Raw genomic sequence first — 13,786 nt, forward strand, 5'->3', positions numbered from 1 at the left:
TTTCCAAACACTCTGTAAAAAAACTCCCATAAGGGAGTTTTTTTTACGATGCTTTTGCTTCATGAGAGTCGGCTATTAGTGGGACTTTTTTTGCACCGCTTAGTTTAGCGATAGTAAATCCGATAAGAGCTCCAGCTAATGCTGGTACGAGCCAGCCGATTCCTTCATTATATAAAGGAATAAGTTCAAAATAGGACGTGATAAATGAAACAGGAATCCCACCTTGTTTTAATCCATCAAATACGCTCACAACTGCTGCTCCAATTAATGCACATACATATACAGAGCGATATCCACCGAAATATTTATGAAGTAGCGATAGTAGAACGAGTACAATCGCAATTGGATATACAACAAGTAAAATAGGAAGAGAGATTGTAATAAGTTTTGTTAAACCTAAGTTGGCAACTAGTAGTCCTAAAAAGCAAATGATACTTGCAAACATTTTGTATGAAAATTTTGTCAATAATGTTGAGAAATATTGACTGCATGCAGATACAAGTCCAACGCATGTCGTTAGGCAAGCGAGTGTAACGATAAGTGATAGTAGAAGCAGACCAGATGGACCAAGTAGTTGCTGCACGATAACAGTAAGCAGCTGTCCACCATTTTTTGCGTATCCGAGAGAGACGCTAGTCGCACCTAGCCAGCCAAGTGCACCATATACAAGTACGAGCCCAGTAGCGGCAATTAGCCCTGCTTTTGCTGTTGCGATGGCAATGGATTTGCGATCATTCACACCTTTAGAACGAATGGCATTTACAACGATAATGCCAAATGCAAGTGCTGAAATGGTATCCATCGTTAAGTATCCTTCCATGAAACCTTTGAAGAGTGGAGAAGTTTGATACTCTTGCATTGCTGGTCCTGATTGCCCGAGTGGTGTAAATACACTTTTAACAAATAATAAGAAAATAGAGAATAATAAAATAGGTGTTAATATATTTCCGATACGGTCGACGAGCTTAGAAGGATTTAAACTAAGCCAAAATACGATAGCAAAGAAGATGACTGTGTATAAAAATAGCGCTAGGCTGCTAGAACGAATCGTTTCAGGCAAGAAAGAACTAATTCCCATTTCATAAGCGACGTTAGCGACGCGCGGAATGCCCATAGATGGACCGATTGCAATGTATACAACTACAGTAAAGAAGATTCCGAATAATGGGTGAACATGACTTGCAAGTTGTTGCATGCCATTTCCTGATAAAGAAATAGCAATAACAGTTAATAATGGTAAGCCGACTCCTGTTAGTAAAAATCCAATCATTGCCGGCCAAAAGTTTTCACCAGCATTTTGTCCAAGCATGGGAGGGAAAATTAAATTACCTGCCCCAAAAAATAAAGAAAATAGCATAAGACCCGTGGAAAAAATATGTTTTTTTGATACAGTGTTCATTGTTTTTTCCTCCTTTTTTTAAATTCATTTGTGAGAACACAAAAAACTCGTCCCTCAAGAAAGGGACGAGTTATATTTACCCGCGATACCACCCTAATTTATACATGTAGAAATAGATCTATATGTATACGGCTTTGCAACGTACAACATGATACGTGTTCCTTGTAACGGTGGACAGCCGGTAAGAACTTACTGTGAAATTCGGTTCTACTTCTCGGAGATGATTTTCGGTTACGCGCTGAACGTTGGCTTGCAGCAAATCGCCAACTCTCTGGGGAACAGTTCTATAACGTACTCGTTCTCGTCAATGAATTTTTATTTAAGTATTCTGACAGTATTGTCACATGATTTTTTTAGAAAGTCAACATATTTTTTTGTGTTCATTTGGATATTGAAATGTAGTCGATTACATAAACTACTTGAAGGGAATAGATTTCTAAAATGATCTTGTAAAAGAGAAGTGAAAATTTGTAGGTAATTGTAAAAATTGTGGAGAAAATTGATATTTATAGGAGTGAAGAAGGGATTAGTTGAATTTATAGAGAATAATACAACAATCCACTTGCTGGAAAGAACAAACCAAAAGAGGTGACTGAAATGCTTGCGATGGGAGTATTATTTGGCATTATTGCTATAATTGGTTTTATGTGGTTATATTATTCGCGTTCGTTTAAACAAGCAGAAGTTTTACTCTTTCAAAAAGGTAGTTTGTTGACAAATCAGTCTAGATATTTAGTATGTCCGAAGTGTGGAAGTGCACAGGCCAGAAGTGGAGGATATCAAGAGTGTTGCAAAATTAGATTATGAAAGAAGGAAGCCTCACATTATTTTGTGAGGCTTCCTTCCTTACAATTTCATGGCGCTCCAAATTGTCCAACGATCTCTTTCGATAATAGGAGAGACGTTTTGTAATGCGATTTGAATTTGGTGTAGAAGTTGAGAAAGTTCATAATCTGTTAATTCGTATAGAATGGATCGACCCGTTCGAGGAGATAAATCCTGTAGCAATGCTTCTACAGAATCATGTATTTTTCGTATTTCCCATTGTGTTTGAGTAGGGAATACACGAAGAGAATATTTTTGTAATTCTTGCTGTATAGTGTTAGTTTTTGGCCTTCTATTTGATTCGGTTTCAATGAGTTTTGGAAATGCTGAGAAAAAATATCCGCGAATGTGTTCGGGACTTCCGGGAATTGTACAATCTTCAATAGTTCTGTCTTGTAAAATAAGTACACCGTTTTTCTTTAATATACGGGAAGCTTCACGTAGAAATGTAGGAATGTCTTGTAAATGATGAATCACTGCGCGCGAAATAACAAGGTCGAATGTTTCATTAGGATAGGGGATACTATGTGCATCACCTTGAATGAATGAAATATTTGGAACGCCGCTACAATTTTCTTTTGCGGCTTGTAATATTTCTCTTGAAAAATCAAGTCCAACAACACTTTTGGCTCCCATATGAGCAAGTTCTTTCGTATAAATCCCACCGCCACAGCCGATATCAATTATTTGCTTGTTTTGTATATTTGTAATATTTTTTATCATTTCTCTCCAAGAAATATGGGCGTTTCGCTGTGCGTATGTGTATTTATTATTTGCATCGTGAAAATTAATGGACATGAAAAAGACCTCCTTTCAATGCTTAGTATAGCTTATTTTATAGTGTTTCACGTTTTTGTTTTTTATATGAAGATTATAAGAATTTCTTATTGTAAAAGGAGGATTAAGTTGAAAAGGAAATATGTATTGTTGTTATTTGCTATGTTACTAGCTTCTTGTAGTCAAATGGAGCAAAAAAAAGAAACAAAAAAAGTGGAGGAGACGGTGAACGAAGTGAAAGAAACCATAGGGGTAACCGTTATACAAAAAAAACATAAAGAGAAAAAGTTACAGGAATCAGAAGCTAAAATAGTAATAGATATTATGGATAAAGCTGAGAAACAAGAAATAACAGGTAGCTTCGGTGAACCTGAATATGAAATACAAATTAGTAGAGATGGGAAAAAAGAAACATATTATGCATGGCTAAGAGGAGAAGATAGACGAGGATGGGTACAACATAAGAAAGCTATGTATATGCTGAATAAAAAAGATACGGAAAAGCTTTTGGCTATATTTCCAAATGTTTCAGAACAAAAAGAAGATGAGATGCAGGTAGGTCCGTTAACGGAAATAACAAAAAAAGATTTGCAGATTACCGCGTTCCATATTAAAGCGGGCAATCAAAAAGTGAATTATACGGTACAGTATACGATTTCACAATCATTATACAACAAGCTAGAGAAGGAACAAGAATATTATTTGCAAGTCATTTTCCCAGAAAAAGTTCAAAAATTAATTGGAGCAAAAGAGAGTGAAAAAATTTTAGGTGAAAAGGTAAAGGAAGGGTATAAACAGTATGAATTGCATGCTACTGTTCCGATACAAGATGCTTCAGAATCACAATTAAAGTCATTAGAAACATATTATGAAAATTATGATTTGAAAATATTTAATAGTAAAAAAGAAAAAATAGGTGTTTTTCAAAATATCATTCAAATTGTTAAAGAGTATGGTGAAAAAATGAATTTACAAAGATAAAGTGAAATTTTAATTAGTTCTTACGGATTGAGAGGAATATAAACACGTCAAGTCCATATGGCCTTTCCTAGGAAATGATAATAGAGAGGGGAAAACACCCCTCTCTATTACTTTACTTTTGCAGATGGCTCATTCATTGATTTTCGTGTAATAAGAAAAGAAATCATAAGAGCGGAAAGGATGATAAGGGCAATAAATACGTGATTGGGCAACAAATCTAATAATAATACGTAACTAACGGTATAAAAAATAAGAGTTGAAGCTAAAAACGATAGAGCGCCTATTATGAGAGATTGTAAATTCAATGGTGTGCACCTCCTTTTATTTATATTTTTGGCTAAAAATGGATTAAATAAACATTATTTCTAACAATAGAAAAAAATATGTCATAATAGAGAAAAGAACAAGCTTTGATGAATGAATATGATTCATTAATGAGAGATAAAGGAGAGGAATATGAAAAATAATAAAAAAGGGTTATGGGGAATTATTGTAGCAATAGGGCTATTTTTACTCTCTAAGTTAAAGTGGATATTTGCAATTTTTAAATTAGCAAAGTTTTCAACCGTATTTAGTATGTTTCTATCGCTTGGTGCATACGCAGTTATATATGGATGGAAATTTGGGGTAGCACTTATTTATTTGCTATTTGTTCATGAGATGGGACATTTGTGGGCTGCGAAAAGAAAAGGTATACCAACATCGCCGGCGATTTTTATTCCATTTATGGGGGCCTTGATTGGGATGAAAGAGATGCCAAAAAATGCAAAGGATGAAGCCTATATTGCCTATATGGGACCTCTGTTCGGATTGCTTTCCTTTTTACCTGCAATCCCACTTTATATAATAACGAAAGAGCCGTTTTGGGCGCTCATTATTTTACTTGGAAGTATGATTAATTTCTTTAATTTGATTCCAGTTTCACCGTTAGATGGTGGCCGAATTATTTCAGTTGTGAGTACGAAAATTTGGGGAGCAGGGCTTGTTTTATTGTTAGGTTATTCCATTTATTTTAAAAGCATTTTAGGAGGATTTATTGTTATTATCGGCTGTATGGAGTTATATAGAGTTATAAAGAGAGACGAGCCGATTAAGGAATTAGGCCATAGAATGGATGGAATGAAAGAATATATTGATAAGCTTGAAGAGGAATTAAAAGAAACTGGTGCGGCACATCGAACTATATATATGATGCATCATGAAATGAATGGATTAAGGCAAAGAGAGCGTGAAAAAGAATTAAAAATAGGAGAGCTTCAAAAAATGGAAGTGTTAGAGTATCTTTTACCAAAGTTTGAACCACTTGATTACGTTCCGTATGAAGATGAGAAAGAGACGCATACGATCCATATAAGAGAAGCGTTTGAAATGTCAGAAAGAAAATTACAGGAATGGGAGACAGAAAAGAGACAACAAGAAAACTATTATAAAGTGGATATGAAGACGAAATGGACAGTATTTGCTTGTTATATTGGATTAATGGCTATACTTGGTTACACAGCTTATGAAGGGTATATTGTTTTACAAGAACATTTACCACAGAGAAGTTTGTAGAAAAATAGTGTCGAAATAATAAGAAGGATTTATATAGGAATTATAATTCTACGAGAGAATGTTACAAATGTAGTACTATATTGTAATATTCCAAGTAGAGAAGGAGTTCTGTATATGAAGAAATTGTTAAGTGTGTTCGGGATTATTATCGTAATGGGTATTGCGAGTTATAGTCTTATGAAGGTGTTATTACATTATGCGGATAAGCCCGCTGAGGTAAGTACAACGGCTCAAATAGAAGATGTGCAAGAAGAGACGAAAGTGCTTGATTTTATTCGTACGACACATGAGAGTTACAATAATTTCTTAAACTATGGTAAGGCAGAGAATTATACAGATGGGGACTGGAACCAATTTAAACAATGGTTTCAAGAACAAGAATCAACTTTAAAAAATATACATACAGAAATAAAAAATGAAAAAATAAAACGCGATGTAAATAGAAGTTATGAAATTGTAAAAAAAGGTGTGGAACTCCAAAATATTGAGTATGTAGTTTATGCACATCGTGTATACCATGACTTAGATATTATCGTAAATAAATATAGAGGTGAAACGAACATCTGGGGGTATACAGAGTTTGGAGATGGGAAAGATATAAAGGTAATTGAACAAGCTATACAAGCAAAATAATAAGCTAGCATTCTAGTTAGCTTATTTTCTTTTGTAAGTGAAATGTTCATATATTTTTCACAAAAACACCGTGTTAATAGTGATTAAAATCACAATATGTAGGATTTAATTCAGTTACACTAAAAGCAGTTAAGGAAATAGAGGAGTGGGATACAATGTTAAGTGAAAAAACAATTGAAATCGTAAAATCAACAGTACCATTATTACAAGAAAAAGGCGTTGAAATTACAACGAGATTTTATGAAATTTTATTTTCGGAGCATCCGGAGTTATTGAATATTTTCAACCATACAAATCAGAAAAAGGGAAGACAACAACAAGCGTTAGCGAATGCTGTTTACGCAGCTGCAACGTACATTGATAATTTAGAAGCCATTATTCCAGTTGTAAAACAAATTGGTCATAAGCATAGAAGTTTAGGTATTAAAGCAGAGCATTATCCGATTGTAGGTACATGTTTATTACGTGCAATTAAAGAGGTTGCAGGTGCACCTGATGAAGTTTTAAATGCATGGGGAGAAGCTTATGGTGTCATTGCGGATGCATTTATTAGCATTGAAGCAGAGATGTATGAAGAAGCGGCACATAAAGAAGGTGGCTGGAAAGATTTCCGTAACTTTGTAGTTGTTAAAAAAGTGAAGGAAAGCGATGTTATTACGTCATTTTATTTAAAACCTGAAGATGGTGGGAAAGTTTCTTCATTCATCCCAGGACAATATGTAACGGTTCAAATCAATATCGAAGGTGAAACATATACACATAATCGTCAATATAGCTTATCTGATGCTCCTGGAAAAGAATATTATCGTATTAGTGTAAAGAAAGAAAAAGGTGTAGATACACCAGATGGTAAAGTATCCAATTACTTACATAATCATGTAAAAGAAGGCGATATGTTACCAGTAAGTGCACCAGCGGGAGATTTCGTATTAAATATGAATTCAACATTACCTGTTGTACTAATTAGTGGTGGAGTAGGTATTACACCTATGATGAGTATGCTAAATACGTTAATTGAACAAGACTCAAAACGTAGTGTATATTTTGTTCATGCAGCGCTCAATAGTAATACACATGCAATGAAGGAACATGTTGAGGCAGTAGATAATGAATACGAACAAGTTAAAGCATACACTTGCTATTCTGCACCGACTGAAAAAGACTTAGAAATGAAGAACTTTGATAAGGAAGGCTTCATTGAAGGCGAATGGTTACAATCTATTATTCCGACAACTGAAGCAGAATTTTATTTCTGTGGTCCGGTGCCGTTTATGAAGCATATAAACGCTATATTAACTGATTTAGGTGTGAAACAAGAGCACATTCATTATGAATTTTTCGGTCCAGCAGCAAGCTTACAATAGTGGGAACTTGAACAAGCAAAAAACGAGGTNNACCTCGTTTTTTGCTTGTTCTCTTAATAATCGATTTACTGTTTCACGGCGTACACCTATCAGTTGACCAATTTCACTTTGCGTTAATATTTCATAAATAGGGATATCACCTAAATATAAGGTAAACCACTCTTGTAAACGATGAAGGCGCTCTTTCGGAGAGACTGTTGTTAATTGATCAATACGTTGTTGCATCATTCTTAATTTTGATTGCAATTGCATAGCGATATTGGCATATGATTCAGGATTTGCCTGAAGTTTATCGTACCATTCGCTACTCATAATAGGTTCTACCTCGGTTTTTATTAAAGCGATGGCTGTACCGTGATATTCTTTCGGTGAAATTAATGAATGGTGAGGTATTGTTTCACCTGGAACGATAATGTTAAATAAAAATGGTGTTCCATCTTCTTGTAGTCTCACTACTTTTAATAAACCGGATTTAATAAAATATAAAGGACCGTCTTCGCCTTGACGGAATAGTACGTCTCCCTTGTGTAGAATCAATGTTAGCCCCCCATTTAAACATTTCTATTTCTTCTATTTTAGCTTATATGTATAAAGACAATATGCTATTTAAACAGCAATTTCATTGACGAAATGTATGCTATTACAGTAGTATACTATTTAGTGTGTAATAGTACTAGCAATGAATACGCTGTAGGGGGTTTAGTATATTGTTAGATGCGATGAAGATGACGGATATGAGAATTCCGGCGAATGCTATCATTCATGTGGAAGAGATGAAAGGTGGAGTTGTTCTATCCGTTGAAATAGACGGCCAAATTATTTATACAATGGCCTATGATGAAGAAACCGATAGTTATGCTGAATTATATGATCGAAATGATAAGAGGGCGTGCCAAGTACATGAGGACTTTATGGGATGGTCACTTCTTCACTAAAAAGATGTCAATATGACATCTTTTTTTATTGAATCGATAGATTATACAAAGAAATGAAATATATGGATAAGATTTGTAATAAATGATTTTGCATTGTTAACACTTTGTAACTGCAAGTGAACTATTTTTTCGCTATCATTAAGGTAACAGTCGTAGCTATAGGAGTGGTCAACTTGAGGAACGTACATATTTCAAATTTTATGCTATTAGGTGTTTGTCTCATTTTACTTGTTCTCCTTGGAACGTTTTTATATTCATGTGTATAAGAAAAAACGCATTCTAAAAAGAACGCGTTATAAAAGGGACGTAATGATTAATCTAGTTCCAAGAATCATTAATGTAATACGTAATAAATTAATTACTGCTTTACCACTAAGTTTTGTATTAATATAAGCCCCGATTTTTCCGCCAATCCACGCACCAGGAATAAGGATTAATGCATAAATCCAGCTAACATTTCCCAGGGAGATATGAGTTGCAGAACTTACAATTGCTGATAGAAATACGATAAACATCGAAGTTGCTACAGCAATGTGTGCTGGGAATGCAAACAGGAGCATCATCGCTGGAACAAGTAAGGCGCCACCGCCAATTCCAAATAAACCAGAAATAAATCCAACTATAAAGGCAATAAAGATAGCGAGGAGCGGTGGGAATTGATAGTTTACAGTATTTCCTTCGTTATCTGTAAAAGAACGCTTAATTACAGTCATATTTGATAAGGAAAGAGGTTTTAATTTGTCTCGTAACATAAGAAGAATTGAGACGAAAATAAGGAACAACCCAAAATATAAAGAAAATGTATCTTGGTTTAAAAACTTGTTCGCCCATGATCCGATAATACCACCAGGGCCGCTCCCGATAAATAAAATAAGTCCACTTTTGTAATCTACTCGCTTATGTTTCATGTAAGTAAGGGTGGAAGACAGTCCTGTAAAAACGACTGTTACCATAGAAGTTCCCACTGCGAGTTGTGGGGATAAACTGTGTAATCCAATTAATAATGGAACAATAATAATTCCGCCTCCGAGTCCAACTAGGCTCCCGACCGTCCCGGCGATTAGTCCGATGCAAAGTAACATGATGTATTCCAAACTTTCCAACTCCTCTAAATAACTTATCCACCAATTATTATACACGCTTTTTAATAAGAAATAGGGTTGTTCACAAAAAAGTCGTCTTCCTAGATAAATCAGGAAGACGACTTTTAATTAAAAGATTAAGTGTAATAAAGAGTAAAATAAAGCAGCTAAAGAAGCTGAAATAGGAAGTGTAATTACCCATGTAATTAACATACGTTTAGCAGTTCCCCATTTTACACCTTTCACACGGTGAGAAGCACCAACCCCTAAAATAGAAGAAGAGATAACGTGCGTTGTACTAACTGGTAAGTGAATGAATGTTGCGCCAAAAATAACAAGTGATGATGATAAATCGGCAGCTACACCATTTACAGGACGAATTTTCATAATTTGTCCACCGACAGTTTTAATAATTTTCCATCCACCGACAGAAGTACCAAGACCCATTGCAGTTGCACAGGCTAATTGTACCCAGAAAGGGATTTCGTCAGAAGTATGATAGTTATTGGCCATAAGAGCCATCGTAATGATTCCCATTGCTTTTTGTGCATCATTCGTACCGTGTGTAAAAGCTTGCAATGCTGCAGTAAAAATTTGGAATATACGGAAGTTTTTGTTCGTTTTCGTTAAGTTAAAGTTTTTAAAGACGACTTTAAAAATACTGTATACGATATAACCAATAACAAAAGCGATAATCGGTGAAATGATTAAAGCTTCAAGAATTTTTATGAACCCTTTAAAGTTTAATGAACTAAAACCAGCAGCAGCGATTGCTGCGCCTGCGATCGAGCCAATGATTGCATGCGAAGAACTACTTGGAATACCATAGTACCAAGTGATTAAATTCCATGCTATTGCCGCAAGCAAAGCAGCTAAAATTACAAGAGAACCATTAGGTAAAGCAAATGGGTCAACGATATCTTTTGTAATAGTTTTTGCTACACCTGTAAATGTCATCGCACCTACAAAATTCATAAGAGCTGCCATAATAATTGCATGTCTAGGCTTTAGAGCTTTCGTTGAAACAGCCGTTGCAATAGCGTTTGCTGTATCGTGAAATCCATTGATAAAGTCAAAAGCTAAAGCGCAAATGACTACTAAAACGGTCAGTATCAAGAGTGTATCCATGATCAAACTCCTTACGCGTTCTTCATAATAATTGTTTCTAATACGTTTGCAACGCTTTGGCAGCTATCTGCTACTTCTTCAAGCTCTTCGTAAATCTCTTTATATTGAATAATCTTAATCGGATCTTGTTCACGAGAGAATAAGTGCTTAATCGCATGACGGCGAATATCATCACATTGTGACTCGTAATCCTTAATCTTAATCGCATTTGTACGAATGTCGACTAATTTTTTGTTAGACATTAATTCAACAGAGTTTGCAATCTCAATCGCACATTGATTGATTGCTTCAACGAATTTAATCATGTATTCATCAGCTTCTGTAATAGAATACATTTCGAATAGACCAGCACTGTGATCTAATCCATCTAATACATCATCCATACTCATTGCAAGTTGTAGGATGTCCTCACGTTCAATAGGAGTAATAAACGCTTTGTTTAGCTCCATAATGATTTCGTGAATGAATGAGTCACCTTTTGACTCATACTCTTTCATGCGCATAGAAAACTCTTTTAAATCGCTAGCATTTTTAATTTTATACTCCACGAAAAACTGCGCGCCTTCTTTTAAATTTTCGGAAACATTCATTAGCATTTCAGAAAATTTATCTTTTTTTGATTTAAAGACCATTATTGTTACCCCCACAAAAGTAATATATGTAAAATATATTGGCTAATCAATTCTAACAAAAAACTGTCGTTTTTTAAAACATTTTATCGAAAAGTTTACAAAAACTTAACATAACTCTCATTGTTGTATTAATAATATTAATATTCAATAAGGAATATCTTACTTGTAGAATGTCCTTTTCTTGCAAAAAGTATGAATGTGAAAGAAAAGCTTTACACTATAGGAACCACTACGTTATTATAATAAATTTAAAAGGAGGTATATTCTTCCTTTTGAAAAGAAGAGTGTAAACAAACGAAGGAAGTGAACGAATGAAATTGAAGAACACTCACTTTAAAAAAATGCTTGAGTGGTTCAATAAGAGGAAGAAACTTCGTAATTCATTAATTGTATTAGGAAGTTTGCTCGCTATTATATTTGTAGTTATAAATATAATAATTTCCATTCAAGACATATCTGAATTAAAACAAGCAGTTCCACAACCAACTTTAATTTACGATGCAAATAATGAAGTTGCGACCAAATTAGCTTCTTCTAAAACAGAAGGTGTTAAAAGGAAAGATATTCCTGACATTATGGTTCAGGCAATTGTTGCTGTAGAGGATAAGGAATTTTTTAACCATCGCGGTATTTATTATAGTGGAATTATCAGTGCAGTTTTTAAAAATCTCACAGCAGGAGAAGTTGTGGCAGGCGGAAGTACAATTACACAACAACTTGCGAAAAATGTGTTTTTGACACAAGACCGCACATACTCGCGTAAAATAAAGGAATATTTTCTAACAAAAAAAATAGAACGTACTTATACAAAAGATGAAATTATTGAAATGTATATGAATCAAATTTATTTTGGTGAAGGTGCTTGGGGGATAAAAAAAGCAGCTAAATCTTATTTTGATAAGGATGTAAAGGATTTAACAATTTCAGAGGCTGCAACGATTGCGGGCTTGATTAAAGCACCGTCTGCGTATTCGCCTTATAAAAACTTTAATAAATCAATTGAACGACGTAATGTCGTACTAGGTTTAATGAAAGAACAAGGATATATTTCTGAAGAACAGTACAAGAAAGAAAAAGAGACAGGCCTTGTATTAAGACGTGGTGTTGATGACAAATATAAAGGGAAATACTCTCAATATGTAGACTATATTGTTAGAGAAGCGATGGATAAGTATGAATTGACACAAAATGAAATTTTAGCAGGTGGTTATCGTATTTATACAGAGCTTGATCCGAAAAAACAACAGGCTGTAGAGGATGTTGTAAATAATGATAGTTATTTCAAAGATAGTGGCTCAGATCAGCTTATGCAAACAGGTGTAGTTCTTATAAATCCAAAAACAGGTGGTGTTCCAGCTTTAGTTGGGGGCAGAGGACCGTATCAGTTTTTACAGTTTAACCATGCAACCCAATTAAAAAGACAACCAGGATCAACATTAAAGCCTCTTGCTGTGTATGTACCAGCTCTAGAACAGGGGTATGAAGTATACGATATATTAAAAGACGAACCATTTAATATTAAAGAATATAAACCGCAAAATAGTGATCATACTTTTCACGGTGATGTGACAATGTATGAAGCGGTGGCAAAGTCATACAACGTTTCGGCTGTTTGGCTATTAGAACAAATAGGATTAGACAAAGGGTTGAACTCTTTAGAGCGATTTGGTATTCCGTTAGAACCAGAAGATCGTACGTATCCGATTGCTTTAGGCGGGATGCATGTGGGGACTTCTCCATTTGTAATGGCTCAAGCATACAGTGCGTTGGCAAATGATGGTGTTCAAGTGGAAGCTCATGCAATTAGAGAGATACAAAATGCTGAAGGTGAAACCATTGGAAAATGGTATAAGAAAGAGACACGTGTGACGAGCGAGAAAATTGCTCAAAAGATGACATACTTATTGAAAGGTGTTGTCGAAAAAGGAACTGGTGAAAAAGCGAAAGTTAATAATATTGATACAGCAGGAAAAACTGGGACGACTCAACTTGTAAATGGGCCAAGTGCTGGTGCGAAGGATTCATGGTTTGTTGGATATACGCCAGATTTAGTAGGTGCGATTTGGGTAGGGTATGATAAAACGGATAGTGAGCATTATATTCCGGGAGGGAGTCAAATTACGACGACGATGTTCCGAGATATTATGAAAAAAGCAAATGCGAATCCAGCTCAAAAAGCATTTCAGTTATCGCTCATACCTGAGGCTGAATACAAAAAACAATTGCAAACAATTCAAGAGGAAAAACGCAGAAAAGAAGAAGAGAAGCGAAGGAAAGAAGAGGAACAACAAAGAAAACAAGAGCAGCAAGAGTGGTTTGATAAAGTAAAAGAGTGGATTCCATCATTTTGGTAAAAGAAAGAGGCGAATAACAAGATTCGCCTCTTTTTTCTGTGGATAATCAAGTAGAGTAATAATCAGTTGGATTTTGTTCATTCCTACTGGTTATTAGCTCAAACCAATCGGGATAAGTGATA

The 13,786-nt window shown here is 34.9% G+C and carries 14 protein-coding genes and 1 other annotated feature; of the genes, 7 read left to right on the forward strand and 7 right to left on the reverse strand.

The annotated features are described in order from the left end of the window. Positions 1-43: 43 nt before the first annotated feature. Positions 44-1,399 (reverse strand): branched-chain amino acid transport system II carrier protein BrnQ3, encoded by a 1,356-nt coding sequence (brnQ3, locus tag COE49_RS16110; protein ID WP_088231634.1) that lies wholly within the window; start codon positions 1,397-1,399, stop codon positions 44-46. Between the two features lie 58 nt (positions 1,400-1,457). Continuing rightward, positions 1,458-1,716: a binding site (T-box leader), on the reverse strand. Positions 1,717-1,996: 280 nt separating this feature from the next. On the opposite strand from brnQ3, the gene COE49_RS16115 reads away from it, so the two are divergent. After that, positions 1,997-2,206 carry a hypothetical protein gene (locus COE49_RS16115; RefSeq protein WP_000880630.1) on the forward strand — a complete coding sequence of 70 codons (210 nt, stop codon included), beginning with the start codon at positions 1,997-1,999 and terminating at the stop codon, positions 2,204-2,206. A gap of 39 nt (positions 2,207-2,245) precedes the next feature. Here COE49_RS16115 and COE49_RS16120 read toward each other — a convergent pair whose 3' ends face one another. After that, complete coding sequence (locus COE49_RS16120) at positions 2,246-3,022, reverse strand: class I SAM-dependent methyltransferase (RefSeq protein WP_088231633.1); 777 nt, start codon at positions 3,020-3,022, stop codon at positions 2,246-2,248. A gap of 108 nt (positions 3,023-3,130) precedes the next feature. Between COE49_RS16120 and COE49_RS16125 the strand changes: the two genes are divergently transcribed. Then, positions 3,131-3,982 carry a YhfM domain-containing protein gene (locus COE49_RS16125; protein ID WP_098252627.1) on the forward strand — a complete coding sequence of 284 codons (852 nt, stop codon included), beginning with the start codon at positions 3,131-3,133 and terminating at the stop codon, positions 3,980-3,982. 107 nt (positions 3,983-4,089) lie between these two features. Here the strand turns inward: COE49_RS16125 and COE49_RS16130 are convergent, their stop codons facing one another. Continuing rightward, on the reverse strand, positions 4,090-4,287 hold the full coding sequence (locus COE49_RS16130) for a hypothetical protein (protein ID WP_001053354.1): 198 nt from the start codon (positions 4,285-4,287) through the stop codon (positions 4,090-4,092). Positions 4,288-4,438: 151 nt separating this feature from the next. On the opposite strand from COE49_RS16130, the gene COE49_RS16135 reads away from it, so the two are divergent. The 3 genes from COE49_RS16135 (at position 4,439) to hmpA (ending at position 7,533) form a co-directional block, all read left to right on the forward strand. Further along, complete coding sequence (locus COE49_RS16135; RefSeq protein WP_088231632.1) at positions 4,439-5,536, forward strand: site-2 protease family protein; 1,098 nt, start codon at positions 4,439-4,441, stop codon at positions 5,534-5,536. 114 nt (positions 5,537-5,650) lie between these two features. Further along, a complete protein-coding gene (locus COE49_RS16140) occupies positions 5,651-6,169 on the forward strand; it encodes a hypothetical protein (protein ID WP_088231631.1) in 519 nt (172 codons plus the stop codon). Positions 6,170-6,324: 155 nt separating this feature from the next. After that, positions 6,325-7,533 carry an NO-inducible flavohemoprotein gene (hmpA, locus tag COE49_RS16145; protein WP_088231630.1) on the forward strand — a complete coding sequence of 403 codons (1,209 nt, stop codon included), beginning with the start codon at positions 6,325-6,327 and terminating at the stop codon, positions 7,531-7,533. Here the strand turns inward: hmpA and COE49_RS16150 are convergent. Continuing rightward, on the reverse strand, positions 7,525-8,070 hold the full coding sequence (locus tag COE49_RS16150) for a Crp/Fnr family transcriptional regulator (protein WP_098252628.1): 546 nt from the start codon (positions 8,068-8,070) through the stop codon (positions 7,525-7,527). The two genes, hmpA and COE49_RS16150, sit on opposite strands and share 9 nt — an antisense overlap. 170 nt (positions 8,071-8,240) lie before the next feature. On the opposite strand from COE49_RS16150, the gene COE49_RS16155 reads away from it, so the two are divergent. Next, the gene (locus COE49_RS16155; RefSeq protein WP_000883004.1) at positions 8,241-8,468 is read left to right on the forward strand and encodes a hypothetical protein; all 228 of its coding nucleotides are present in this window, start codon (positions 8,241-8,243) and stop codon (positions 8,466-8,468) included. Between the two features lie 293 nt (positions 8,469-8,761). Here the strand turns inward: COE49_RS16155 and COE49_RS16160 are convergent, their stop codons facing one another. The 3 genes from COE49_RS16160 to COE49_RS16170 form a co-directional block, all read right to left on the reverse strand. Further along, the gene (locus COE49_RS16160) at positions 8,762-9,562 is read right to left on the reverse strand and encodes a sulfite exporter TauE/SafE family protein (protein ID WP_088231628.1); all 801 of its coding nucleotides are present in this window, start codon (positions 9,560-9,562) and stop codon (positions 8,762-8,764) included. Positions 9,563-9,679: 117 nt separating this feature from the next. Next, complete coding sequence (locus tag COE49_RS16165) at positions 9,680-10,678, reverse strand: inorganic phosphate transporter (RefSeq protein WP_088231627.1); 999 nt, start codon at positions 10,676-10,678, stop codon at positions 9,680-9,682. Between the two features lie 11 nt (positions 10,679-10,689). Then, positions 10,690-11,310, reverse strand: coding sequence for a DUF47 domain-containing protein (locus COE49_RS16170; protein ID WP_088231626.1), 621 nt, complete (start codon positions 11,308-11,310; stop codon positions 10,690-10,692). A 311-nt stretch (positions 11,311-11,621) separates the two neighbouring features. Between COE49_RS16170 and COE49_RS16175 the strand changes: the two genes are divergently transcribed. Continuing rightward, the gene (locus tag COE49_RS16175; protein WP_088231625.1) at positions 11,622-13,664 is read left to right on the forward strand and encodes a transglycosylase domain-containing protein; all 2,043 of its coding nucleotides are present in this window, start codon (positions 11,622-11,624) and stop codon (positions 13,662-13,664) included. Positions 13,665-13,786 lie beyond the last annotated feature (122 nt).

The organism is Bacillus sp. AFS029637 (assembly GCF_002584985.1).
Taxonomy (GTDB): domain Bacteria; phylum Bacillota; class Bacilli; order Bacillales; family Bacillaceae_G; genus Bacillus_A.

What these genes read in the sequence shown, in the direction of transcription:
- COE49_RS16165 (WP_088231627.1), bottom strand. Translation starts at nt 10,678, where the DNA reads ATGGATACACTCTTGATACTGACCGTTTTAGTAGTCATTTGCGCTTTA.
- COE49_RS16135 (WP_088231632.1), top strand. Translation starts at nt 4,439, where the DNA reads ATGAAAAATAATAAAAAAGGGTTATGGGGAATTATTGTAGCAATAGGG.
- COE49_RS16170 (WP_088231626.1), bottom strand. Translation starts at nt 11,310, where the DNA reads ATGGTCTTTAAATCAAAAAAAGATAAATTTTCTGAAATGCTAATGAAT.
- hmpA (WP_088231630.1), top strand. Translation starts at nt 6,325, where the DNA reads ATGTTAAGTGAAAAAACAATTGAAATCGTAAAATCAACAGTACCATTA.
- COE49_RS16115 (WP_000880630.1), top strand. Translation starts at nt 1,997, where the DNA reads ATGCTTGCGATGGGAGTATTATTTGGCATTATTGCTATAATTGGTTTT.
- COE49_RS16140 (WP_088231631.1), top strand. Translation starts at nt 5,651, where the DNA reads ATGAAGAAATTGTTAAGTGTGTTCGGGATTATTATCGTAATGGGTATT.
- COE49_RS16120 (WP_088231633.1), bottom strand. Translation starts at nt 3,022, where the DNA reads ATGTCCATTAATTTTCACGATGCAAATAATAAATACACATACGCACAG.
- brnQ3 (WP_088231634.1), bottom strand. Translation starts at nt 1,399, where the DNA reads ATGAACACTGTATCAAAAAAACATATTTTTTCCACGGGTCTTATGCTA.
- COE49_RS16175 (WP_088231625.1), top strand. Translation starts at nt 11,622, where the DNA reads ATGAAATTGAAGAACACTCACTTTAAAAAAATGCTTGAGTGGTTCAAT.